Genomic DNA, 24,699 nt, shown 5'->3' with positions numbered 1-24,699 from the left:
CAAGTCAAAATCAACAGCACGATCTCCCACAGATCCCCGATTTCTTGAAAATTCATAACTTTTAGATTCTGCAATTGTTTGAGAAGTCTGGTTTCTAAAACGTCTTGTAACTTTTCTAAGGAAAATATGACTAAATATAGCAAATTGAAAAGCTCCCCCTCTGCCGCAGTCAGAGCCAATCTTGATCATCCTGTCATTGATACTGATGTTCACACTAATGACTTTACTCCTGCCCTTGAGGATTATATTGCTGACTACGGCGGTGTGAAACTGGTAGATGAATTACGCAAGGCTGAATCTTCCCGTCTTAATTCTAAGAGTGAAGGTAAAGACTGGTATCAACAAACTCCAGAAGAACGCCAATATAATCGGACATTGCGATCGCCTTGGTGGGCTAGAGTTACCCGTAATACTTTAGATTTAGCTACTTATACTCTCCCTGCATTACTTTATGAACGTCAAGCAGAGCAAGGATCAGACTATTCTGTACTATTTCCCAATAATGCCTTAGCTGCGGCCGGTGCAAGTAAGGAGAATCGGCAATTGTTGCAACGGGCAATTAATCACTATCATGCTGATATTTACCGTCAATATAGCGATCGCTTAACTGTGGTAGCTGGTATCCCCATGACTACTCCTCAAGAAGCAATTGACGAGTTAGAATTTGCAGTAAAAACACTAGGTTTAAAAGTTGCAAATATTCCTGGTGGTGTGAGACGGCCAATTAAGGCGATCGCTGATAAATACCCAGCCGATCAATTTCCCGAAATTGGTAAATATGCCTCTTACATTGACTTTTTCGGACTAGATAGTGAATACGACTATGATCCCTTCTGGGCTAAAGCTGTCGAATTAGGCGTACCTCTCACCACCCATTACGGTAGTCAAGGATGGACTGGACGCTCCTCCATCAGTAACTACATGAACAACCACATCGGTCACTTTGCTGATGGTTCACAAGCATTTGCGAAAGCCTTATTCTTTGGTGGTGTAACCAGAAGATTCCCACAATTGCGTGTTGGTATGCTCGAAGGTGGTGCAGATTGGGGCGCTCACGTCTACATTCATTTGGTAGATCGTTTCTCCAAACGGAGTTTAGAAGGATTGCAAAACTACAATCCAGATTTAGCTAATGCTGATGAGTTGTTTGAGTTGTTTGCAGAATATGGAGGAGAAATCACTCAAGGACATTCCCTCAGCAAAGAAGAGTTAACCAAGAGTGTATTGGGAGCTTCCTTCAACCGTCATAGCCGTTCACCAGTGGGTAGTGAATTGGAAGATTTTGGTGCAGCAGGGATTAAGACAATTGAAGATATCCGCGACGCTTGGGTGAACAGTTTCTTCTTTGGTTCTGAGTCCGATGATCGCACTATAGCAGCCGCATTTAACGACAAAGCTAACCCCTTGGGAGTCAAACTCAACGCCATTTACTCCTCCGATGTTGGTCACTGGGATGTACCGGATCTCACCGCACCTTTAGCTGAAAGCTGGGATTTGGTAAGAGAAGGCGTGATTTCTGAAGCTGACTTCAAAGCCTATGTGTTCGGTAATCCTTATAAATTCTACACCGAAGCCAACCCCGATTTCTTCAAAGGTACAGCAGTAGAATCCAAACTGCCTAAGACCGAATCTCAAGTAGAGAACAAAACTTTGGTAGGTGTATAGATGTCCTTGTAGACCTCTGGTAAGTAATCCGGGGTAGGTAGAGACGTTCCATGGAACGTCTCTACATCATCTATAAAATATGTCAAATATTTGTAAACACAAATTTGAGAATTTAAAACTATGCCAGTTGAAAAAAGATCCCACGACACCAGCAATGGTTCATTACCCTATATTTTCTCTTCTGCTGATACCAACAAACCTGCCCCTCTTGTATTATTTCTGCATGGCGCAAAAGATAGAGGAACAGATATCAATGTTTTACTAAAATGGGGTTTTCCTCTTTTTGTAGATTCATCAGCATCCTTACCTTACTTCTTTATTGCCCCTCAACTCCCTGAAGGACAAACTTGGGTAGATAGAGCAGATGATGTAATTGCTTTACTTGATCATATCATTGCTACCCAAACCGTAGATCCATCCAGTGTGATCATATCTGGATTCAGCTTAGGCACTGCTGGAGCTTGGCATATCGCCGCTTCCTATCCTGGTCGTTTTGCTGGTTTAGTAGCCACATCAGGTCGTGTACCCCAAACATTAGAACCTGCCCAAATAGCTGCACTTAAAGAAATTCCTATCCAAATATTCCAAGGAGCAAAAGACGAAAAACTCTCAATTGAAGATACACAAAATGTTGTTAATACCCTGCGTGAATCAGGAGCAAAAGTAGATTTTACTGTATTCCCTGAAGGCGATCATTTTATAGCTAATGAAGTTTACAGTAACCCAACATTGCAACAATGGCTGGTTTCACAAAGTAGTCGCCAGCCGGCTGTAGCTGTGTAAAGTAAGCCTTAAATTGTAGCGTGCGTTAACTGATTTTCGCTGCGTTACTAATTTAGTCTAAACTCCAGTGTTAAGCGATCGGGGCATAACAAATCATTGGAGCGGACAATGTTGTAATATTTTTGGTATTGAGTTGGAGGCGTAAGCGTTGCGCGACCTAGGAATCGCTTGCCGCTCAACTTAGCCGTTGGGCTTCCAGTTCTTTTTATCGGAGTAACAGTGAACAACATTCAAAGCTTTTCGCTCAATTCGGAACAATATGCCAAACATAGACCTCAATACCCCGATGAGCTTTTTTTATTTTTGAGCGAAATTTGTGAACATCACGATCGCGTCTGGGATTGTGCAACTGGAAATGGACAAGCAGCCATTTCATCTGCAAAATTTTTTTCACAGGTTGAAGCAACTGATATTAGTGTCGAGCAAATTCAACACTGCATCACGCATCCTAAGATAAACTACAGTGTTTCTCCTGCTGAACATACCCCATTTGAAAACGAGTCATTTGATTTGGTTATGGTAGCTTTGGCGATACACTGGTTTGACCAAGAAAAGTTTTTTCAAGAAGTAGAACGGGTACTAAAACCCAAAGGTATTTTAGCTGTTTGGGGTTATGGTCGGTTAGAAATTGAACCCGAAATTGATGAAGTTACTACTAAGAATTTACTTGAGCCGATTGACCGATTTTGGGCAAGCGGCAATCACCAACTAAGGAATCGCTATCGTGATTTAGTCCTTCCGTTTGATGAAATTAACATCCAAAAAACTTTTTCAATGAAGGTAGAATGGAATTTACAGCAATTATTAGGGTATTACCGTACTTGGTCTGCGGTGAAACGCTATTCAGCAGAACTTGGAAACGACCCAGTTGACCAACTGGAGATAAAATTGAAAACAATCTGGAATGAGCCTGATAAAACTAAATTAGTGCAATGGCCTTTGTTTTTAAAAGCCAGCAGAAATCGTGCATAAAGGAAGCCCAACAAAGCGTGTACTAAACGCTGATGATTCTGCTGTTTTTTCCTCTAGTTGTTTTTTTCGCTGACGATCGCAGTTGACTTTCAAGACAGTCGCTACTCAATACTTACTACTTAAATATTTACTGACATCGCAGTATAAAGCTCTATGACATTACCAACAACCAAACTTGGTCAAACCGGACTCACCGTTTCCCGGCTGGTTCTCGGTACAATGACCTTCGGACTACAAACCGATGAAGAAACTTCTATAAAAATCCTCGATACCGCCGCCGACGCTGGAATTAACTTTCTTGATACAGCCGATGTTTATCCTCTTGGTGGTGGACTACCCACTGCGGGACGAACTGAGGAAATTATTGGGCGTTGGTTAAAAGGCAAACGTGAACATTTTATCATTGCTACTAAAGCCGTTGGTAAAGTTGGTGCTGCACCTTGGGATCAGGGATCTTCACGCAAACATATTTTAGATGCCATTGATGCTTCCCTCAGAAGACTGGGAACAGATTATGTTGACCTGTACCAACTGCATTCTGATGATGCTTCAACTCCTCTTGATGAAACTCTAGAAGCATTAGATACCATAGTTCGGGCTGGTAAAGTCCGCTATATCGGGGTTTCCAATTTCTTAGCTTACCGGCTAGCCCGCGCTTTGGGTCGTGCAGATGTGCGTTATCTGACTCGTTTCGTCTCCATTCAGCCCCGCTATAACCTCTTATTTCGGGAAATTGAGCGAGAATTATTACCATTGGCACAAGAAGAAGGTTTGGGTGTCATTCCTTACAATCCTCTAGCGGGGGGACTGCTGACAGGTAAACATAAATTTGCTGAAGGACCAACATCTGGGACTCGTTTTACTTTGGGAACTGCCGCAGAACGTTATCAAGAGCGTTATTGGCATGATCGTGAGTTTAATACTGTGGAAGAATTACGCACGGTCGCAGATTTAGCAGGATTATCGCTTACTACCCTATCATTGGCTTGGGTTTTAGCTAATCCAATTATTACTGCTCCTATCATCGGTGCGAGTCGTCCAGAACAACTTATTGATAGTTTAAAAGCTGTGGAAGTAAAACTTGACGACAATTTGAAACAAAAATTAGACGACATTACCGCCGAATATCGTCGAGGGGATGCTGTGCGTTAGAAATAATCATGATAATTTGATTTAATATCAGCAGTGGTAACTAACTATTACGACAAAATTGCTCACCTCTATGATCAAACCCGTTGGTTAACAGAGCCAATTGCAGAGGACGTTACAGATTTTATTCTTGAATTAGTTGATGCAAAATCTGAGACATCTTTTTTAGAACCAGGTGTTGGTACTGGTTTGAATATTCTTCCTTTGGTCAAGCGTGGTTATTCTGTAACTGGAATTGATGTGTCTCAAGAAATGCTCAATCAGTTGTGCCAAAAATTAGATTATATTCCTCACAATTTAAAGCTAATTTGTGGTGATGCCTCACAATTATCTTTTCCAGATCAGAGTTTTGATGTTGTGTTAACTCTTCACATGGTTCATACTGTTTCAAATTGGCAGAGGTTTTTAGATGATATTCATCGCGTACTAAAACCACAAGGTTTTCATCTCAATGCCCAGTGGATTACTCCACCTGCCAGGATGGAATTTGAGAATTATTTTAGAGCTATTTTGTCCAAGTACCATTATTGTGCGTGATCTCAATTTAATGACAAAATTTTTAGAATTTATTTTTGATGCTAAAGAAGTTTATTGTAGTGGAAACAAAATATTTTCAATCTCAAAGGAAAAGTTCTTTGTAATGAGTAATATTTGGATCGCAATTATGGAAGGTGATCCTTTATCTGAAAGAACATATAACCACGTAGCTTTCAAAATTGCTGACTCAGATATTGAGAAATATAGACAACGAGTTAAATCTCTTGGTGTTGAATTCCGAGAGGGTCGCAATCGTATTGAAGATGAAGGAAATTCTTTATATTTCTATGATTATGACAATCACTTGTTTGAGTTACACACAGGTACACTTGAACAACGTTTAGCTAGATACAGCACTTCCCGATGTTATGAGGTACAAGAACCCCACCCCCAACCCCCTCCCCGCAAGCGAGGAGGGTGCTTAAGATGTACCTCATAAAAGCGGAAACCCCTGTATAAAGAATTTGTTTAGTATATTGCAAAAATTATTTGAAGTACACCACTAAGGAGAAACCTAAATGATCGGAATAAATCGCCGGTTTTTACATAAAAAAACTCGTTTATCTCAACCATTCCAACGCGCTCCCAATGCACCGGAATTACCAGATACTCCTTTCCAATTTATTTGTTATTTCGTTAATCAATTTCGCTGGTGGTATGTGGTAATGGTGCTTCTGGAAATTGCACACGCCACCTGTGGAATTATGTTACCTTATGCTATTGGCGAAATGATCCGTAGTGTGACACGCTCTACAGGAGACAGCAAACTCATTTTTGATACCTTAAAACAACCCTTGATCCTGTTTACGTCCTTGAGTATAGGTGAAGTGGTATTTGGACGTTCGGCGGGACTGTTGCAAACTATTCTCCATCCAATTCACAGACAGCATATAGTCCGGTCTTTATATGCCTATTTACAACAACATTCCCATCGCTACCTGAGTAGTAGTTTTGCTGGCGCATTAGCCCATCGGATTGCGGAAACTTCCCTTGGTGTCACCCAAACGATGCAAATGATGATTACTGAATTTATGCCAGTAATTATTGTCTATATCGTCTCCACAATTTTACTCTATCGCGCCTATCCTCCCCTAGCTGCATTTGTGGGAATTTGGGCAGTTTTCTTCCTCAGTATTTCTTTCTGGTTGGCGACTCGTTGCCGAATTTATTCCCGCAAAGCTGCGGCGGCTAGAAGTGAAACTACAGGCATTATTGTAGATTCCGTGACCAATCTCACCAGTAGCCGATTATTTGCCCGTTTGGGTTTTGAACGCCGCTATTTGAATGACCAATTAAAGCGCGAACTCAAAGAGGTGAGAAAATCAAACTGGTATTCTGAACGAATTCGCTGGTTTCAGTTTGTCTCAGCAGCAATTCTCAAAATCGGTACTTTATATTATTCACTTTCTCTATGGAGTCAGGGAAAAATAGCTGCGGCTGATTTCGTTGTTGCCACCAGTTTATCGCTATTAATCATTAGTGAAGCCCGCAATTTAAGCAAACGGTTTTTAGAATTTTTTGAACATATTGGTAATGTGGCGAATGGCGTTCACACTATCATTCAACCCCATGAAATTATAGATCGGGACAATGCGATAAATCATGCCATTACTAAAGGTAGTATTGAGTTTCGGCAGGTGCATTTCAGTTACTCATCAGAGAAAACTGTATTCACTAATCTTTCTGTCACCATTCAACCAGGGGAGCGCGTCGGATTGGTGGGTTTTTCTGGTTCTGGGAAATCTACTTTTGTGAATCTAATTTTGCGTTTATTTGACCCGCAATCGGGACAAATATTGATTGATGGTGTGGATATCAAAGATATGACTCAGCAAGCCCTACATTCGCAAATTAGTTTGATTCCTCAAGATCCTTCTTTGTTCCATCGCACGTTGTTGGAAAATATTCTCTATGGGCGTTTAGAAGCTTCAGAACCAGAACTAATAGAAGCATCACGGAAAGCCTATGCTGACGATTTTATCGCCCAGATGAAGGAGGGTTATGATTCTCTAGTGGGAGAACGTGGTGTTAAACTTTCTGGAGGACAAAGACAACGAATTGCGATCGCTCGCGTTATCCTCAAAAATGCACCTATCTTAATCTTAGATGAAGCTACTTCTAGCCTTGATTCCATTACTGAAAAAGCAATTCAAGATACCCTAGATGCAGCCATGAATGGAAAAACTGTCATTGTGGTAGCCCATCGTTTATCTACTATTGCTCATTTAGACCGGATTTTGGTGTTTGATCATGGTCGCATCATTGAAGATGGTACTCACTCTAAGTTATTGGCTAAGGGTGGTGCTTATCACAGATTATGGCAAATGCAAGCCGGTGGATTTTTACCAGTAGCAGCAAGTAATTAGAGTTAATAATGTAGCAACTATTATGTTGTTTGTATTTAATAACCTGCTGTAATTGGCGTTACATCCGTTCTTCACACTGCATTTTGGTAGGTTAGGTATAGCGCTTTGCAAGGGCTAATATAAAAAAATATATTGCCTTGGTACTTTAGCAGTATATTTATATCATTAACTCCTAGTGCGTCTGAAAATGATTCTTCCAAATCCACTATATACTACAGACTGCGGTGCAGCTTATCTTGGTGATTCTCTTCAATTGCTAGATCAACTTGAATCTAACTCAATTGATTTGGTGCTGACTTCACCACCTTTTGCCTTGCAACGCCAGAAGACTTATGGCAACGTAGAGCAGGAAGATTATGTTGATTGGTTGCTGGAATTCTGCGAGAAAGTTTATCGAGTTCTCAATTCAACTGGTAGCTTCGTACTTGATTTAGGTGGAGCTTATGAAAGTAAACGCCCAGTTCGCTCTCTCTATAACTATCGAGTTTTAATTAAACTTTGTGATGAATTGGGATTTAGGCTGGCTGAAGAATTTTTTTGGTATAACCCAGCCAAACTACCTTCACCAATTGAGTGGGTTAATAAGCGAAAAATTCGAGCAAAGGACTCTGTAAATACCGTCTGGTGGCTCTCAAAAATTGATAATCCTAAAGCCAATGTCAGCAATGTTTTAGTGCCTTACTCTGAGCGAATGAAGAAACTACAGGCAAATCCTCAAAAATACTATACACCGAAAGAAAGACCTTCAGGACATGATATTAGTAAGAATTTTGCTACTGATAATGGTGGTGCTATACCATCAAATTTGTTAGAAATTGCAAATACTGAAAGTAACTCTAGTTATATTCAATTATGTAAATCTATTTCTATACCTCCTCATCCAGCGAGATTTCCTCAAAAGTTGCCCATGTTTTTCATTAAATTTTTGACTGATACTGGAGATAAAGTTCTAGATATATTTGCGGGATCAAATACTACAGGTTTTGCTGCTGAACAGCTAGAAAGAAGTTGGATCGCTTTTGAAAAAGAACCATCTTATTTAGCATCTTCAGCTTTTCGGTTTTTAGATAAATCTCAAAATTTGCAGGATGCTATGTCTCTTTATGAATATCTTCTTGCTCAAAAAGAATCTGTTTGTTTAACTACTTCAAAGCAATTATCTCTAAAATTATGAAGGTTACTTCAAATTGGTAAATTTCCTGGAATTGTTTGTTGATTCTGTTTAGGATACACTAACTTACCTTCTTTTTCTATCAAACTTAAAGGGATTTTAGGATTATTAATAGATTCCATTCCTCCACGAATTCTAGATTCCCAGTAACTGAACTTAGTCTCAAGTGAAGTAGGGTCAACTCTGTATATAGCTTTTAATACTATTCCTTCATACACAGCAATGTACCAAGCTTTTACAGCACGATATTTAGCTAGGATATCAAGGTTAAGATGATGATTTGTCGTTACACTTTTACTTAAAAGTCTATTAATTGTTTTTAATTCATATTCATTTTCTTCGGCATCAATTGCATCATTTCCTTCACGTCCAGGTGATATCCGCAAGCCAAGCAAGATTAAAACTTGAAGAACTTTTCCTCCATTGTCTTGAAAAACATCATTGATACCATACTCGTTTGCCAGACTCTGTAATTCCTGAATAGCTCCAAGTGCTGTCTGTAATCGTTCTAAATCCGAACGGCGTTCTTTAGTTGTGTTAACTGGTTCCTCAACAGGTTCAACAAGAGAAGGAAGAACTTCCGGAGTTTGTAATTCAGTGAGAAAGTTTGTGCTGATATCTGTTTGGGGTGTGACATTCATTAAATATGGTACTGACACTTTAAGAGCTTCAGCAATATCTAAAATTGTTTCAAAAGACGGAGCTCGTTCACCTCTTTCTATATAGCTAATATGCTCAACGGATTTATCAATATCTTCTGCCAACTGCTCCTGTGTAATACCTCTTTCTTTCCGAAGGGCTTGAACTCTATCACCAAAAAGCTGTTTAGCTTCTTTATATTTTTCAAAGCTCATAAAAATTAAAACGAACTAATAGTACGTCTCACATCTTATGAAGGTCATTGGTGAATGAGAACGAACTGAAAGTACGGTTTTTATCAAAATTACCTCTTAGATGTATGGTAGGTTGAGCTTATCAGTTTTAGCCCCGAATAAAAAAGTAAGTAGTCATGCTAAAACCAACAACAATCACAAATATCCGCACAAAACGAGGATCTAATCTCCGTGCATAATGAGCGCACAAATAACCACCAAGAGAACCACCCACAGCCATTAAAAGAGCTTGATGCCAAGCAATTAAACCAGCGAACATAAAAGGAAAAATAGCGATACCGTTGATACAACTACCAAGAAAAGATTTAAAAGCATTCATAGTGTGAATATTTTTAATACCTAAAAAGCTTAAAGTTGCTAACATTAAAATTCCTAAACCTGCACCAAAAAAACCACCATAGATAGATATTGCTAATTGTGCAATTACGAGAATTAATAAAGGTGGAGATTCTGATGATGATTTCTGGCTTTGAAATTGTAGCCACATTTTCAGAGGTTCACTAAATGTAAATATCAAAGTTGCTGAAAGTAAGAGATAAGGAAGTAGCTGTTTAAACATATCTGCTGATGTATACAACAAAATAACAGAGCCAATTCCTCCACCAATTAAACTGGTAACACATAGTATCAAAAGCTGTCGTCGTGGGATGTGTAAATTGTGACGATATGCACCCGCACTGGCCATAGCTGCAATCCATAAAGCAGTATTATTCGTGGCATTGGCAGTAATTGGCGATATACCAGTAAATATTAAGGTGGGAAATGTAATGAAACTACCACCCCCCGCTACAGCATTAAGCGATCCGGCAATAAACGCGGTACTGAAGAGAAGCAAGCTATGGACAAGTGTTAAATGGTTCGGCATCTTGGCTGGTAAATTTTGAGAAGAATGTTTGCTAAAAGACTTGTTTTTTAGTAAAAACTATGGAATACTCCTAATATAATACGACAATCCGACCAATAAACTGTAGTTAATGCTAAACCCTGGTAGTTTACCTGTCAAAACAGGAGTGAAATTGCTTCACTTCTATGTTTTTGTCATGCAACTGCCGATTTTGGCAATTAACTAAAAATTCCCACAAATCTTAATCAACAAAATGAGTAACATTCAACTTTATTACGCTAAAGGTTCTACCTTCTCCCAAAGAACCCGTGTGGTATTACTAGAAAAAGGAATTGATTTCACACCAATTGAAATTGATTTACAGCACAAACCAGAAGGTTTTACCGATATTTCTCGTTACGGTAAAGTTCCTGCGATTAAGCATGGAGATGTAGAACTATACGAGTCTGCAATTATCAATGAGTATCTAGAAGAAGTATTTCCTGAGCCCGCTTTGTTACCTCATGATCCTGCTAAAAAAGCAGTTGCGAGGATTTGGAGCGATTATGCTAATACTCGTTTAGTCCCAGCCTTTAATAAATTGCTGCGGGGTAAAGATACCCAGGAACAAGAACAAGGACGGAGAGAGTTTTTAGAGTCTCTTTTGTATATTGAGGAAGAAGGATTAGGTAAAGTTTCTGGTAATAGTCTTTACTGGTTAGGGGAAAATTTGAGTTTAGTTGATATTAGTTTCTATCCTTGGTTTGAAAGATTACCAGTTTTAGAAAAGTTCCGTAATTTTACACTGCCATCAGAAACACCCCGTTTGCATCAATGGTGGGAAAATTTACGTCAACGGGAATCCATTCAACAAGTTGCTAATCCTACAGAATTTTACATAGAGCGATTTGCTAAAATTCTTGGTTTAACAGTCATAACTGCGTGAAATAAAGTTTTTGAAATTACTTTAATATTACTGCTAATTAAAGTAAGTTCACTAATAATAAATAGGTTGATTAAATACAAAGAAGGGTAAAAATGACGTTTAAAAGTTTCTCTTTCAAAAGTTTGAAAAAACCTAAGTTATTTGCTTTGGTGACAGTGTTTTTTGCCTTTGTAGTAAGTATTCCCTTATTACCTTTGCCAGTATTATCAGTTGATTCTCGCGCTAACATTCAGTTTGTTTCGTCAAATTGGGTAGCTGAAAACGCCAAAGATCCCAACCTCAGAATTTTAGATGTACGTAATTTTCCTCTCGACTATATAGAAGGACATCTTCCCAATGCTGTAAACATTGCTGATACGGCTTTTAGAGGACCAAAAGAAGGATTACCAGTACAATATTGGGACAATCAAAAACTAGGCGAAATATTTGCCAATTCAGGAGTAACAAATAATAGTCGTGTACTCGTATATTCAGATGGTAGAGATGTTTTAGGTGCGACAATGGTTGCTTATTTACTAGAACGTTCTGGATTGAAAGATATTGCCGTATTAGATGGTGGTTATACTGGTTATAAAACTAATCAAGTTGTCACAAAAGAATTTCCTAAATACTCAGTCAGTAAATTCACAGTTCGGGATAACCCTTCAGTGCGTGTGAGTTTAAATGATGTGAGAAAATTTATTGGTAAGCCAGGAGTTACCTTTATTGATCCTAGGCCAGAAAAATTGTTCCGGGGTGAAGAAAATATTTGGATACGCAATGGACATATTCCTGGTGCGCGGAATATTCCCTGGGTAACATTTACAGATGCTAAAAATCCTCACAAATTAAAGTCATTAGATGAGATTAAGAAAATTCTGGCAGATAAAAAGATTACTCCTGGAAACGACATTATTGTTTCTTGTAGTACAGGACGAGAAGCTACATTACAATATGTGGTTTTAAAGCATCTGCTTAATTATCCCAAAGTCAGAATTTATGAAGGTTCTTGGACAGAATATAGCACTCAAAAAGATTTGCCAGTGGCTACAGGAGACGAAAAACTAACTTAGAAGAACATAAGTTAAAAGTCTTTTCCAGTATTTCTGTCATGAACTCATAGTCTATGTTAACTCCTGCCTCCTTTCCCGTTGGGACGCTACGCGAACAAACTTTTGAAAAATAAATCCATGAGCTATGCAAGTAATTTTGCTAATCACTGCTGCAATTTTCATCTTTAGTCCAGTATATGTATTTGCTGCTAATAATCTCGATCAAGATAACTTGGTCAGTTGTAGAAGTAGTAAAGATGAACCTCCCAGTGATTCTACAGGCGATCGCTCAGGAGCTTAGTTATCTCTGGGATTATCCATCCAAGTAGTAGCTAATCCTACAGAACTTTATGTAGGGAGATTGGACAAAATTCTTGGTTCAAAAGTTCCAACAGCATAAAATGCGGTTTTTAATATTACTGCTGATTCAAGTAGTTGCACTTATATCACTATTCACCAATTCATCTGTATTAGCAGTTACCGTTAATCCCTGTCCTCCAGGAATGATACTGATTTCTGGAGGTACATTCAAAATGGGAGCGGATAATTCTGGTTTTGTGGAAGAGAGAACAGGAGAAAACGTCACAGTTAGCTCCTTCTGCATTGATAAATATGAGGTAACAAACGCCCAATTTACTGAATTTGTCAAAGCCACAAAGTATGTAACAGTTGCCGAGCGCCCGTTATCAAAAGAGCAGTTTCCCGACTTATCAGATAAAGAAAGATTACCCGGTTCTCTAGTTTTTGAAATGCCAAAACCAGGAGTTAGGCAAGTTCAGCTTCTCAGTTGGTGGCATTGGACACCAGGCACTAATTGGCAGCATCCCTTTGGCAGTGACAGCAGCATTATAGGGAAAGAAAACCATCCAGTTGTGCATATTGCTTACAAAGATGCCCTAGCCTACGCCCAATGGGCAGGAAAATCCCTACCAACAGAAGCACAGTGGGAATACGCTGCTCGTGGTGGCTTGAATGGGGCAACTTATACCTGGGGGAATCAGTATTCTGCCAAAAAAGCTAATACTTGGCAGGGAATCTTTCCCTTTTTTAATACCAAAACTGATGGTTATGTAGGAACAGCAAAAGTAGGCTCTTTTCCAGCCAATGGTTATGGACTTTACGACATGACCGGCAACGTTTGGGAATGGACTTCCGACTGGTTCAATCATAGATCCCCGACTTCTTTGACAAGTCGGGGATCTGTTAAGCAAAGTTTTGACCCCAAAAAACCCACAGAAACTGCCCTGCACGTCATCAAAGGTGGCTCTTACCTATGTGCGCCAAACTATTGTAGCCGTTATCGTCCAGCAGCACGGGAGTCAGAATCTCCTGATACCGGAACAACTCATATCGGCTTTCGTTTAGTCAAGAACTTACAAGACTAACGACAAATATCCCTCTAACCCTCTTTCCTTCGTGTCCTCTGTGCCTCCGTGGTTCGTTAAAAGATAAGTTTCGCGCAAAGACGCGAAGGAGCAAAGGCGCAAAGTTGTAGATTTTTTATACAAGGTTATTGTATGTCACGTTCAATTTCACGGGTGCTGTCTCTATCTTTCCTCATCACATGGTTGATAGTAACAAGCCCCGCACTAGCAGATACAGGAAAAGTATTACCGATTAATCCACCATCTTTTAAAGGTAAAATCGGCATTACTTACAAAGAATCAACACCAGATTTTCCTGCACCCATTAAAGCCCCTGAAAAAGCCCCCAATGTATTATTAGTATTATTGGATGATGTGGGTTTTGGGCAAGCGAGTACATTTGGTGGTGCTATAGAAACTCCGAATCTGACTCGTTTAGCGGCAAAAGGATTACGTTATAACCAATTCCACACTACAGCCCTTTGTTCACCTACCAGAGCAGCTTTATTAACTGGACGCAATCATCATTCAGTGGGTACAGGTGTGGTTGCAGAGTTAGCATCAGGCTTTCCCGGTTACACAACTATCTTACCTAAGAGTGCTGCCACAGTAGCGGAAGTATTACGGCAAAACGGCTATAACACCGCAGCTTTTGGTAAATGGCACAATACACCAGATTATGAAACCAGTGCAGTTGGTCCATTTGATCGCTGGCCGACAGGGTTAGGATTTGAGTATTTTTATGGTTTCTTAGGTGGTGATACTAATCAGTGGAGTCCAGCTTTGGTAGAAAATACTCAGCGGGTTGCACCTCCAACTAATCATCCTGATTACCATTTGACTCCAGATTTAGTAGATCATGCTATTAGCTGGATTCATTCTCAACAGTCTATAGCCCCTGATAAGCCTTTCTTTACCTATTTGGCTACCGGTGCTACCCATGCACCTCATCACGCACCTAAAGCCTGGATAAACAAGTATCAAGGCAAGTTTGATCAAGGCTGGGATAAATTACGGGAAGAAACCTTTGCGCGGCAAAAACAACTTGGTGTAATTCCTGCTAATGCCCAGCTTACCCCCCGTCCCAAAGAATTGCCAGCGTGGGATTCATTATCTCCAGAGGATCAAAAAATCTATGCCCATGAAATGGAAGTATTTGCCGGATTTTTGGCATATACCGACCATGAAGTAGGAAGATTAATTGATGCCATTGACCAAATCGGCGAATTAGACAATACCTTAATTTTCTACATCGTTGGTGATAATGGTGCTAGTGCTGAAGGTGGTTTAGCAGGTAGCGTCAATGAATTGAAAGTTTTCAATAAAGTACCGGAAAGCCGAGAACAACTCTTAGCTTCTTTGAATGATTTGGGTAGTCCCAAAACCTTTAATCATTATCATGCAGCTTGGGCTTGGGCTGGTACAACACCATTTCAATGGACAAAACAAATAGCCTCTCACTTTGGTGGCACTCGTAACCCTTTAATTATTGCTTATGGCGATCGCATTCAAGATCAAGGCGGACTTCGTGGCCAATTCCATCATGTCATTGACATTACACCAACTATTTTTGAAGCAGCAGGAATTACAGCACCGACTCAAGTTAATGGGGTACAGCAGCAGAAACTCGAGGGTACTAGTCTAGTTTACACCTTTGATGCTCCTAAAGCTGCTTCTAAACATGAAACCCAGTATTTTGAGATGTTTGGCAACAGGGCTATTTATGATAATGGATGGATAGCTGCGGCCCGTCATCCTCGATTACCTTGGCAGGGTACAATTAATGCTGACTTCGAGAAAGATCCTTGGGAACTATATAATATTGAAGAAGATTTCAGCGAAGCTAATAATCTGGCGGCTAAAAATCCAGAAAAACTGGAAAAACTGCAAAAACTGTTTTTATCAGAAGCACGCAAATATAACGTTTTACCATTAGATGACCGCGTTTCTGAAAGATTTGACGTGCAAGATCGTCCTTCTCCCGCCGCAGGACGCACAACTTTTACTTACTATTCTACAGGAGTGAGCATTCCTGAAGGTAGCGCCCCAAGTTTAAAAAATAGATCATTTAGCATTACCGCTGATGTAGAAATTCCAGAAAGTGGTGCGGAGGGTGTTTTATTAACTCAAGGTGGACGTTTTGCGGGTTGGGGATTTTTCCTAGAAGATAGTAAACCAACTTATGTTTACAACTTTGTAAATGCTGAACGTTACATTATTCAATCTCCTGAAAAATTAGCCCCAGGTAAATCAACAATTAAATTTAATTTTGATTATGACGGTGGTGGAGTTGGTGCTGGAGGAATTGGCAGGTTATTCATCAATGATCAACCGGTAGCTGATGGTCGAATTGCCAAAACTATACCCTATCGTTTGGCTTTGGATGAAACTTTTGATGTTGGTCGAGATACAGGTACTCCAATTGTGGAAACTTATCAAGTACCGTTTTCGTTCACAGGTAATTTACAGAAAGTTACTTTGAATTTGAAGTAATTTTTTTCTGACGCAGAGGCGCAGAGGCGCAGAGGCGCAAAGGAAGAAAGAAATATTCTTTGCGCCTAATGCGTTTATTAATGAAATGGAAAATTTATGAATGAAGTTATCCTAATACTTGACAAAATCGCATTTCTGGCTTTTGTTGTTGCTACTATGTTTGGTACAGGTTTAAAGTTAACTGTACAACAAATTTGGCAACCTCTTCGTAATATTCGTTTGGTTGTTTTATCGCTATTGACAAATTTTGTTTTAGTACCACTTTTTGTATATTTGCTGCTGCAAGTAATACCTCTCAATGAACCTGTGAAAGATGGTTTGATCATTATGGCATTAGCATCTGGTCCTCCAGCTTTACCTAAACTTGCTCAAATAGTTAAGGGGAATTTAGCTTTTTCTACAGGGTTGATGATGATGTTAATGTTCGGCACAGTATTTTATATGCCGATTGTATTACCTTTAGTTTTACAAGGTATACAAGTCAATTCTTGGGATATTGCTGAACCTTTAATATTGATGATGTTAACACCGTTAGGAATTGGGTTATTAATTAAGGCAAATTATGAAAATATAGCTGTCAATCTCCAAACAATTACTTTCAAAATATCTAATTCTGGATTGCTTTTAGGTTTGGGAGTGAGATTGATAGTACACTTCAATGAAATTATTATTTTATTGAAAACTGGTGTCATCTTTGTTTGTGCTATTTTTATTATCTTCTCGTTTACTGTGGGTTATTTATTGGGTGGTCCTGGTATTGATACTCAAAGAGTGTTAGGAGTAGGAACTGCACAACGCAATTTTGCCGCAGCATTGTTAATAGGTACGAGCAATTTTGATGATCCGAATGTGATAAGTGTAATTATGGTGACGAGTTTATTAATGATGGTTTCAGTTCTGATTTTGGGGAAAAAGTTACCAGAATTAGATCAAGGACAGGGTGCAGATTTAGAAAAGGCAGAGGTTTTGTGATTAAATCACAGCTTACCGATCAGTTTGTCATATCCTGCTTTAAATTCAGCGATCGCTTCCTCGGCTAAAGTTTCGACAATGCTAACCTACTTATACCAACCAATCCCCGATAAATGGATAACTTCTTGCGGTTGCATCAGGATTTTTTGAGTCATGTCCGCTATACCTGTAAAATATCTATCTCTACTTTTAATTTAATCCAAAAATTAAATGACTATACCTTTTATTTGTCAAATTGCAAAATTTCGTACTATAATAAGGGTGTGAAGTGCATGGGGCTTTAACGGTTTCGACAGGTTGGCGAAAGCTACTCTGTGATTCAGGTCGAGAGCGAGTCATCTCTCGGAAATCAAAGACTCGAAAAAAAAGTAAATGCGAACAATATCGTAAAATTTGCTCGTCGGGAAGCTCTAGTAGCTGCCTAAGAAACCTCTTTTAGGTTCGAGCGTCTTTAATTTGACTCCGTTAAGGATTAAAGACCTAACCCCCAACGGATGCTCCAACAAGCGTTCTCTGGTTGGCTTGAAGGCTAAGATTAAATCAGAGCATCCTACGTTCGGGATAATGAACGATTCCCGCCTTGAGGGTCAGAAAGGCTAAACCTGTGAACGAGTGGAGGGTTAATACCCAATTTGGACATGGGTTCGACTCCCATAAGCTCCATTTTCAATTTTCAACAATTATTTAGCCCGCTGAACACTTTGATGTTAGGCGGGCTTTTTACCATTGGGGGATTTCTTGACATGGATATCCTGTTCCCAATTTATTGGTACGGGATGATGTTGATAGTTAGACTCGCTTTAAAGCATCCCGTTTTTTGCGATCTGCTGTCAAAATATCTGCCATGACTATGAGTGCTTGCGCCATTTTTTCCAGGTTGGAACTGTATAGTTCTAAGTCTTTGATGAGTTTATCTTCAGAGATATGCAACCCGTTAGCGATCGCTTTGAGTGCTTCACCCTTTTGTTTATCATCTTTGACAAGTTCAGGATCTGACTGTACCAATAATGCAAATAAACCAACACCAAATAGGCGACTATATTTAAAGTTGGAATTGGTAGCAATCGTTTCTAGTTGCTGTTGCAAATCCCCATCTTGATCTAGGGAACTTTCCCGACTCAAACCAGCAATCAAGTCCTTAACTGGTAAACTGGCAGCTAAGGCTTCCAATCTAGAGGCATCTTGTCGGTAGCGTTGGGGGTCCTGTTCCACAGCTTGACAAATTGCCCGGAAAATTGATTCTTTATCCTGTTCTGGTTCGTAGCCGTCCATGAAGCGGTCAAAAGTTGTGACAACGCCCAAGGCATAAATGGCATTGTAGCTAAAATCAACATTGACTGATAGTAGGTGCATTTCTACCATCAACTCTTCCACTACCCGGCGGTAAATAGTGTTAATTGGCCTGGTATGAAGAGTATAAAAGGTTCTTTTTGTATCAGATACTGTACGGACGTTATTCACAAAGAAAATTTTAGTAAAGACGTATTCCTCTTCTCTAGTATGAACTAATCAGGCCTAATTCGTGAAAGTCATTCGATTTTAGATTTTAGATTTTGGATTTTCATCCAATGGTATCTCACCCAATTGTCCGAGGTACACCTTCTAGGGCTTCTTCTTGAGTTTCAAAGATTTCAAATACTGTATCCATCATTGTGACTTCAAACACAAGCTTGGCTTCTGGGTGAATATTACAAATACGAAAACTGCCCTTAACCTTATCAGCATCACGCATACCAGCTACTAAGGAAGTCAGTCCAGAACTATCAATAAAATTTACTTGGCCTAGATCAATAACAATATGATGACTAAGCTTAGAAATACATTCCTGTAGTTTCAGCCGAAATTGCCAAGCAGTGGTAATATCTAAGCGACCTGCCGGAGTTAACATTATTATTGTGCTGCCGTCTTGAGTTGTGTAGATGTTTTGCTCTATATGAATCATTGAATTAACATCTTTTTGCTAATATTTGCTAATCGAAACAATCATCAGTAGGGGTTATAAAAAAAATAAGCAAGAGGGGGAGAGAAGGAGTGCCTCTTGCCCCTTAGCTCTTGCCTATTCTTGAATTGGTTTCCAGTTAGTCCAATCTTGAGGTTTAAGGAAAGTCTCATACAACTCGGCTTCGGGGGAATTTGGTTCTGGTTTGTAGCCATATTCCCAACGGACTAAAGGTGGTAGAGACATGAGAATTGATTCTGTGCGGCCGTTGGTTTGGAGTCCGAAAATTGTTCCCCGGTCATAAACCAAGTTAAATTCTACATATCTACCACGACGGTATAATTGGAAATTGCGTTGGCGATCGCCATATTCCATCCCCTGCCGACGTTCCGCAATTGGCACATAAGCAGGTAAAAACGCCCCGGCGCAATCTTGAACTAAAGCAAATATGTCTTCCCAACTCCGTGACGGTAATTCACCTACCTGATTGCTATAAACCGCTGCTTCCCCATTGGGATCTGGACCGCGATAGATAGCACCTTGACCATCTTGGTAATCCAAAAATAATCCACCAACGCCCCGTGTTTCATCTCGATGTTTCAGATAAAAATATTCATCACACCAGCGCTTAAACACAGGATAATATTCTGGATGGTGTTGATCACAAGCTTGTTTAAAAGTATTATGAAAATGTTGTGCATCTTCAGCAAAGGGGTAATAAGGTGTTAAGTCCGCACCACCACCAAACCACCAAACTGGGCCTGCTTCAAAGTAGCGATAATTTAAGTGGACTGTAGGTACATAAGGATTGCGTGGGTGCAACACCAAAGAAGTCCCCGTTGCATAGAAGCCATGTCCTGTTGCTTCTGGACGTTGGGCTAAAATCGAAGAAGGTAAATGATCACCCCAAACTTCAGAGAAATTTACACCTGCTTGTTCAAAAATTGCTCCGTCACGCAGTACACGCGATCGCCCCCCACCCCCTTCTGGACGCTGCCAACTATCTTCTTGAAACTTCCCCAGACCATCTAATTTCTCTAAACCTTGGGTAATTTCATCCTGCAAATTCTGCATAAACTGACTGACTCTAGCCTGAGCATTAATTCCAGGCAGAATATCAGATGATTCTTTTATGATAGTGGGGGTTTGCGAGTTGGTTAACATAGATTCCCGAACCTAAAATTACAATTTCTAAAACAAGTACAAATTTTTGTTGTCAAAACTTGTCAGCAGCGAGAGTCACAAATCCGGCTTAATTTGCCAAAACAGTTTTTTATTGTACGTCAGAACACAACCGTTCAAAACGCCTTCAAATCTCTATTGGCACGGAATTTACTCCAATTCACACATATCACATCTGAACACCCCTTTTCACGGTTAGAGAAATAATCTTATTATTACTTGAGTTCGACATAAGATAATTTTTGGAAAACTGCCCCAAATATGAGTCTCAAACCTTTATGATCTCCTTGAAAAAATCATAACTCTGTTCGCATAGCGTCTCCGAAGGAGAAACTCCTAACACCGAACTCAGGTTTATTATTCAGTCTACAAATTTTCTCTTCTCCACAAGCTCCTTGAATAAAAACTTAACGGTCTTTACTTGCTCGCATTTCTACATCAAAAACCTCTTTTAACTTGACTAGGATAGAATTAGTTGGGATTTAACAGGCTTAACTAAATTAAATACCCCCTCGCACAGTAAGTAATACAACGGAAGGCGGGGAAACCCCGCCCCTACAGGCTTGGGGATGAGAAACTGTACCTCATAACACGCACAAATCATATAAAATAAAAAGCACTGGTAAAACCAATGCTCAAGTGCATAATCAATACAAATTGTCAAGTTATTTAAGAATTGGATTTTTTTAACTTTTGTTTTTTTCGGCGTTTTTCTGTAGCGGCTACACCATGTTCTACTGGATAACCAGCTACGGGAATGACTTGATATTTTCTGTCTTCTTCTAAATTTTTAAGTTCTGTGTAATCAACCCAGTGGATACAATCAACAGGACAGGTATCTATGGCTTCTTGAACTACCTCTTGTATGTCTCCATCTTGACGGAGGACGCGCGATCGCCCATAATCTTCTTCAATGAAAAAAGTATTTCTGGCAACATGGGCGCAATGCTTACAACCGATACAGGTAATTTCATCCACATAAACACCTTTTTGCCGCACCAGTCCACCTAATTCCGGTTCTAAACCAGAACGTTCGGGGACATCTCGGAAAAAGCTCCCTAATTCTGGTTCTAAGCCGGAACGATTATATTCTTCTGCTTGTGGTGACGGCGGCTTAGACATTACGCACTCCAGCGTTGTACTACTAGACGAATAGAACCATCTTCCTGTTGCTGTTGTTCTGCTACTTGGAAGCCAACTTTAGTGGTTTCTTTGACTACTGTTTGATAAGCATAACGTTGAGTTACTTGACGGACAAACCCATCTACAGATAGATTTTGTTGCCAATATTGTAAATCTGCAACTAATTCGTATTCTTGACCATTCCATCTAAAACCGATGTCGTAGCCGTTTTGCTGTTCAATTGTTACTTCGGCTGCATGAGTTTGACCACGATAACCACGTACCTCACAAGGTCCAGGTTTCCAGTCTATTCCTAAATCGGAAAGGGCATCTTTCAAGGATTCCAGATTACGGATTTGTGTTTTAATTTGGCTAAAGTGTGACATAGTGGTTTGTAATCAATGAACATTAACTAGTTGGAAAACTTACCATTCGCTGTGGGCGGTTTGTGTATTCGCCACACTGTTTTGTTGCGGGTTAGTGGCGAAAAACTCTGAGGTTGGTTCATTACTCAACACTCGTCCTAGCTGGGCTTCTATGGCTGCTGTCACCTCAGCACAAGATGCACCGATAATACCGGTGACTTTTTCTTGTACTCGACCATCTGGATAAATGATGAATTCTAATGTTTCCATGCTTTGAAAGCCAACCTAGATAGTAGATTTGAACTTGGCTGCCTGATTTCAGACTAGCTCAAAATTTAGGGATAGGAATTTAGATACGAATCTGCCACTTCTCCCATAATTTCCCATACTTAAGGGCATATATTTCATAGTTTTTACAAAATTTATTATTTTGACTAGTATTCACCTTCGTTAATTATAAGTTTCTCTTAACCTGATCAATTAGTCAATATGAGGACTGCCAAAGATCAGAAATCATCAAGAACCTGATTAAATTAACCTTGTGGACAATATCTCTAGCCAAAAACAGGCATCAGAAAAAATCTCAGTCTTATTGAAAAATCTTATTATTATCATTGATTAAACTAATACAGGGGTTTTGTACTTGTTAGCAGGTATAATTGTTATCAGTTTGGCATCATGGGTATTGACAACTATTATACTATACTAGCGATTTTCCATAAAAACTATGAAATTTAGAGATTGGGCAACTAGAGTCATTCTGATTTTTTTAATGTTAGCTACCCTGATTCTAGCTGTATTTATTGGGGGTGCAAGACAAAAAAACAATCCAACAATTGCATCTACTTCAGAGGTGACAACGTGGAATCAGTATTCACCAGCGCAATTACAATCAGCAGTAACTAAGCCAGGAAATCAGCAAAAATTAAGATCATCTCCCACAAAGATTAATAAAACTAATCCTTTATATATAACTACTAGGGATTTTGCTAATTATAGACCTAAGTTTGTCCAGGTTAAGGTTGATCCTAGCAATTATGGCGATCGCTATACCGCAGATGTTAATGGTGTACCTTTTAATAATCAAGCCATTATTGTCCTTCATGAAACTACTAATTCTACTTCTAGCGCCATTAATTTTTTTCAAACACCCCATGATGATGAAAGTGTTCAAGCCAGTTATCATGCCATAATTGCCTTGGATGGACAGGTGATTTATTTAGTACCCCCAGAAAAACGTGCTTTTGGTGCTGGTAATTCGGTGTTTAAAGGAGCTAATGGTGTGGAAACTGTGCAAACTAATCCTAATTTACCCCCATCTGTCAATAATTTTGCTTATCATGTATCTCTAGAAACTCCTCCAGATGCTTGGGGTAAAAATAATATTCAAGGACATTCAGGATATACAGAAGCTCAATATAATTCTTTAGCTTGGTTAATTGCCCAAAGTCAAGTTCCTGACGAGAGAATTACCACTCATCGTGCGGTAGATGTGGGTCATGGGAAAGTTGACCCCTTAAGTTTTGATCGTGATAAATTTATCAACAAATTGCATTCTTTTCGACAGTTACAAACTTTTAATTAGGGATTGCTAAATAAAGCTAAAACCATTTATTAATAAGAGTTTCGCGGATTTTTATCACAAAAAGGCGCAAGGTTTTGGCTGATGGTGTCTCAAAATAGGTGCATTTTTCTTTGTCGGATTTGGAAAATTGAGGATATCCAGATAGTTGAAACTGTCACCTGTCCCCTCCCCTCACAGACAACTTATTCAGCAAACCCTAATTAGGACTTTGAAAAAGTTGTCGGTGATAAGTTATTATTAATATGCAAAATAAATCAGGAAATGGAGGAAGAATAACTGCTATTGAAGATTTAAACACGGATGGAGTTTCTTTGTCCTGTACAGAGGTCCAGAGAGCCTACTTATCACAAATAAATTTAAAAAAAGCTAATCTTCAGGCTGCTAATTTTTCTGGTTCTACGCTCTATGGAGCAATTTTTGAACAGGCTAAGTTATATCAAGCGAAATTTATATGTATTGAGCAGGGACAATGCACTGATTTATATAAACCTAATTTTCAAAAAGCTAATTTAGAAGGTGCAGATTTAAGAGGTGCAGATTCAAGAGAAGTTAGTTTTGTAGAAACTAATCTTCAAAATGCTAAGTTACAAAAAGCAGATCTGCAAAATGCTAACTTCCAAAATGCTAATTTAAAAGGTGCAAGCTTAGAATGCGCTAAAGGCTTAACCTCTGAACAAGTAAAACTTGCAAAATCTTGGCAATCAGCAATCTATGATCAGCAGCTTTCTAAACAATTGGGCTTATCTACATATTCAAAAATAAATTGTTTAAAGCTAAAATTTAACCCTTCGACAAAGGAGTGGGAAGAATCTTGATAAAGTTATCTTGGAATATGCGATCGCTACGGGGGCTTCGCAATGTTTTCCGTTGATAATTTGCTAGGGGCGAACTGCTTGCAGCAGCGCTTCGCGATCGCATTTGGTGATTTTCTTGGGGGAAATCTAAGAGCGATTCCTCCGAAGCGCTCCGTAGGAATCGCCACAACACACTTAATTCATCAGTGTCACCATCGTATTCAAGTAAGGTTTCAGTCCCCTTGCGGGGATTAGATGTGCGGAAACAGGGAGTAAGTGAAATTGCAATAAAGATATTTACCATTGGGTAGAGTTTGGGAGTGGTGTTTCAATCCCTAATAGGGAGTAAGTGAAATTGCAATTCTGAAATTATCCAGACTAAACAAGCGATCGCTCAGTTTCAATCCCTAAGAGGATGTTTGAAAAGTTTCCGGCGATTAGAAATCGCTACTACACAAACAAAGTCCACCTGCGTGGACTAACGAAAAATCAAGGCTTTTGAACCCACGAAGGTGGGTTTCGTCTGTGTAGCTGCGACTTCTAGTCG

Annotated in this window: 25 protein-coding genes and 1 other RNA gene; 17 read left to right on the top strand and 9 right to left on the bottom strand. The window is 39.4% G+C overall.

The annotated features are described in order from the left end of the window. Nucleotides 1-126: 126 nt before the first annotated feature. The 8 genes from PN471_RS21295 to PN471_RS21260 all read left to right on the top strand — a co-directional run bounded on the left by PN471_RS21295 (nt 127) and on the right by PN471_RS21260 (nt 8,646). On the top strand, nt 127-1,665 hold the full coding sequence (locus tag PN471_RS21295) for an amidohydrolase family protein (RefSeq protein ID WP_271778538.1): 1,539 nt from the start codon (nt 127-129) through the stop codon (nt 1,663-1,665). A 120-nt stretch (nt 1,666-1,785) separates the two neighbouring features. Then, a complete protein-coding gene (locus PN471_RS21290; protein WP_271778537.1) occupies nt 1,786-2,448 on the top strand; it encodes a dienelactone hydrolase family protein in 663 nt (220 codons plus the stop codon). A gap of 168 nt (nt 2,449-2,616) precedes the next feature. Then, the gene (locus PN471_RS21285; protein ID WP_271778536.1) at nt 2,617-3,420 is read left to right on the top strand and encodes a class I SAM-dependent methyltransferase; all 804 of its coding nucleotides are present in this window, start codon (nt 2,617-2,619) and stop codon (nt 3,418-3,420) included. Nucleotides 3,421-3,573: 153 nt separating this feature from the next. Continuing rightward, nucleotides 3,574-4,572, top strand: a complete 999-nt coding sequence (locus PN471_RS21280; protein WP_271778535.1) for an aldo/keto reductase — start codon at nt 3,574-3,576, stop codon at nt 4,570-4,572. A 33-nt stretch (nt 4,573-4,605) separates the two neighbouring features. Next, on the top strand, nt 4,606-5,106 hold the full coding sequence (locus PN471_RS21275) for a class I SAM-dependent methyltransferase (RefSeq protein ID WP_271778534.1): 501 nt from the start codon (nt 4,606-4,608) through the stop codon (nt 5,104-5,106). A 10-nt stretch (nt 5,107-5,116) separates the two neighbouring features. Then, entirely contained in the window at nt 5,117-5,545 is a 429-nt protein-coding gene (gene fosX / locus PN471_RS21270; protein WP_271778533.1) for a FosX/FosE/FosI family fosfomycin resistance hydrolase, read from the top strand. A gap of 79 nt (nt 5,546-5,624) precedes the next feature. Next, nucleotides 5,625-7,472 (top strand): ABC transporter ATP-binding protein, encoded by a 1,848-nt coding sequence (locus PN471_RS21265; protein WP_271778532.1) that lies wholly within the window; start codon nt 5,625-5,627, stop codon nt 7,470-7,472. A gap of 187 nt (nt 7,473-7,659) precedes the next feature. Next, a complete protein-coding gene (locus PN471_RS21260; protein ID WP_271778531.1) occupies nt 7,660-8,646 on the top strand; it encodes a DNA-methyltransferase in 987 nt (328 codons plus the stop codon). Between the two features lie 8 nt (nt 8,647-8,654). Here the strand turns inward: PN471_RS21260 and PN471_RS21255 are convergent, their stop codons facing one another. Then, on the bottom strand, nt 8,655-9,497 hold the full coding sequence (locus tag PN471_RS21255) for a helix-turn-helix domain-containing protein (RefSeq protein ID WP_271778530.1): 843 nt from the start codon (nt 9,495-9,497) through the stop codon (nt 8,655-8,657). Nucleotides 9,498-9,624: 127 nt separating this feature from the next. Continuing rightward, nucleotides 9,625-10,401 (bottom strand): sulfite exporter TauE/SafE family protein, encoded by a 777-nt coding sequence (locus tag PN471_RS21250; protein ID WP_271778529.1) that lies wholly within the window; start codon nt 10,399-10,401, stop codon nt 9,625-9,627. Nucleotides 10,402-10,633: 232 nt separating this feature from the next. Between PN471_RS21250 and PN471_RS21245 the strand changes: the two genes are divergently transcribed. The 7 genes from PN471_RS21245 (at nt 10,634) to ssrA (ending at nt 17,831) form a co-directional block, all read left to right on the top strand. After that, complete coding sequence (locus tag PN471_RS21245; protein ID WP_271778528.1) at nt 10,634-11,305, top strand: glutathione S-transferase family protein; 672 nt, start codon at nt 10,634-10,636, stop codon at nt 11,303-11,305. Nucleotides 11,306-11,397: 92 nt separating this feature from the next. Then, nucleotides 11,398-12,357, top strand: a complete 960-nt coding sequence (locus PN471_RS21240) for a sulfurtransferase (RefSeq protein ID WP_271778527.1) — start codon at nt 11,398-11,400, stop codon at nt 12,355-12,357. Nucleotides 12,358-12,481: 124 nt separating this feature from the next. Next, nucleotides 12,482-12,637, top strand: a complete 156-nt coding sequence (locus PN471_RS21235) for a hypothetical protein (protein WP_271778526.1) — start codon at nt 12,482-12,484, stop codon at nt 12,635-12,637. Nucleotides 12,638-12,737: 100 nt separating this feature from the next. Beyond that, nucleotides 12,738-13,721 carry a formylglycine-generating enzyme family protein gene (locus tag PN471_RS21230; protein WP_271778525.1) on the top strand — a complete coding sequence of 328 codons (984 nt, stop codon included), beginning with the start codon at nt 12,738-12,740 and terminating at the stop codon, nt 13,719-13,721. Between the two features lie 132 nt (nt 13,722-13,853). Further along, nucleotides 13,854-16,193, top strand: coding sequence for an arylsulfatase (locus PN471_RS21225; RefSeq protein ID WP_271778524.1), 2,340 nt, complete (start codon nt 13,854-13,856; stop codon nt 16,191-16,193). Between the two features lie 96 nt (nt 16,194-16,289). Further along, nucleotides 16,290-17,165: a bile acid:sodium symporter family protein gene (locus tag PN471_RS21220; RefSeq protein ID WP_271778523.1), complete on the top strand. Its 876-nt coding sequence runs from the start codon at nt 16,290-16,292 to the stop codon at nt 17,163-17,165. A 274-nt stretch (nt 17,166-17,439) separates the two neighbouring features. Continuing rightward, nucleotides 17,440-17,831, top strand: a transfer-messenger RNA (tmRNA) gene (ssrA, locus tag PN471_RS21215). A gap of 123 nt (nt 17,832-17,954) precedes the next feature. Here ssrA and psb29 read toward each other — a convergent pair. From psb29 to PN471_RS21185, 6 genes are all read right to left on the bottom strand, one after another. Further along, entirely contained in the window at nt 17,955-18,626 is a 672-nt protein-coding gene (psb29, locus tag PN471_RS21210) for a photosystem II biogenesis protein Psp29 (protein WP_193896750.1), read from the bottom strand. Between the two features lie 115 nt (nt 18,627-18,741). Continuing rightward, entirely contained in the window at nt 18,742-19,107 is a 366-nt protein-coding gene (locus PN471_RS21205; RefSeq protein ID WP_271778522.1) for an STAS domain-containing protein, read from the bottom strand. 114 nt (nt 19,108-19,221) lie between these two features. Next, entirely contained in the window at nt 19,222-20,268 is a 1,047-nt protein-coding gene (gene hemF, locus PN471_RS21200; RefSeq protein WP_271778521.1) for an oxygen-dependent coproporphyrinogen oxidase, read from the bottom strand. A 687-nt stretch (nt 20,269-20,955) separates the two neighbouring features. Continuing rightward, complete coding sequence (locus PN471_RS21195; protein ID WP_271778520.1) at nt 20,956-21,408, bottom strand: ferredoxin; 453 nt, start codon at nt 21,406-21,408, stop codon at nt 20,956-20,958. After that, entirely contained in the window at nt 21,408-21,794 is a 387-nt protein-coding gene (locus PN471_RS21190; RefSeq protein WP_271778519.1) for a DUF1257 domain-containing protein, read from the bottom strand. Before PN471_RS21190 ends, PN471_RS21195 begins: the two co-directional genes overlap by 1 nt. Nucleotides 21,795-21,833: 39 nt before the next feature. Beyond that, on the bottom strand, nt 21,834-22,043 hold the full coding sequence (locus PN471_RS21185) for a DUF2997 domain-containing protein (protein ID WP_053539079.1): 210 nt from the start codon (nt 22,041-22,043) through the stop codon (nt 21,834-21,836). A gap of 457 nt (nt 22,044-22,500) precedes the next feature. On the opposite strand from PN471_RS21185, the gene PN471_RS21180 reads away from it, so the two are divergent. Both PN471_RS21180 and PN471_RS21175 read left to right on the top strand, forming a co-directional pair. Beyond that, a complete protein-coding gene (locus PN471_RS21180) occupies nt 22,501-23,358 on the top strand; it encodes a peptidoglycan recognition protein family protein (RefSeq protein WP_193896760.1) in 858 nt (285 codons plus the stop codon). A gap of 242 nt (nt 23,359-23,600) precedes the next feature. After that, nucleotides 23,601-24,173 (top strand): pentapeptide repeat-containing protein, encoded by a 573-nt coding sequence (locus tag PN471_RS21175; RefSeq protein ID WP_271778518.1) that lies wholly within the window; start codon nt 23,601-23,603, stop codon nt 24,171-24,173. Here PN471_RS21175 and PN471_RS21170 read toward each other — a convergent pair. Further along, on the bottom strand, nt 24,139-24,456 hold the full coding sequence (locus tag PN471_RS21170; protein ID WP_271778517.1) for a hypothetical protein: 318 nt from the start codon (nt 24,454-24,456) through the stop codon (nt 24,139-24,141). The two genes, PN471_RS21175 and PN471_RS21170, sit on opposite strands and share 35 nt — an antisense overlap. Nucleotides 24,457-24,699: the final 243 nt, after the last annotated feature.

Origin of the sequence: Aphanizomenon sp. CS-733/32, assembly GCF_028330045.1 — a bacterium.
In the GTDB taxonomy this organism is placed as follows: Bacteria; Cyanobacteriota; Cyanobacteriia; order Cyanobacteriales; family Nostocaceae; genus Dolichospermum; species Dolichospermum gracile.
Note: the sequence above shows the minus strand (reverse complement) of the source record. Positions and strands in the feature narration are given on the sequence as shown.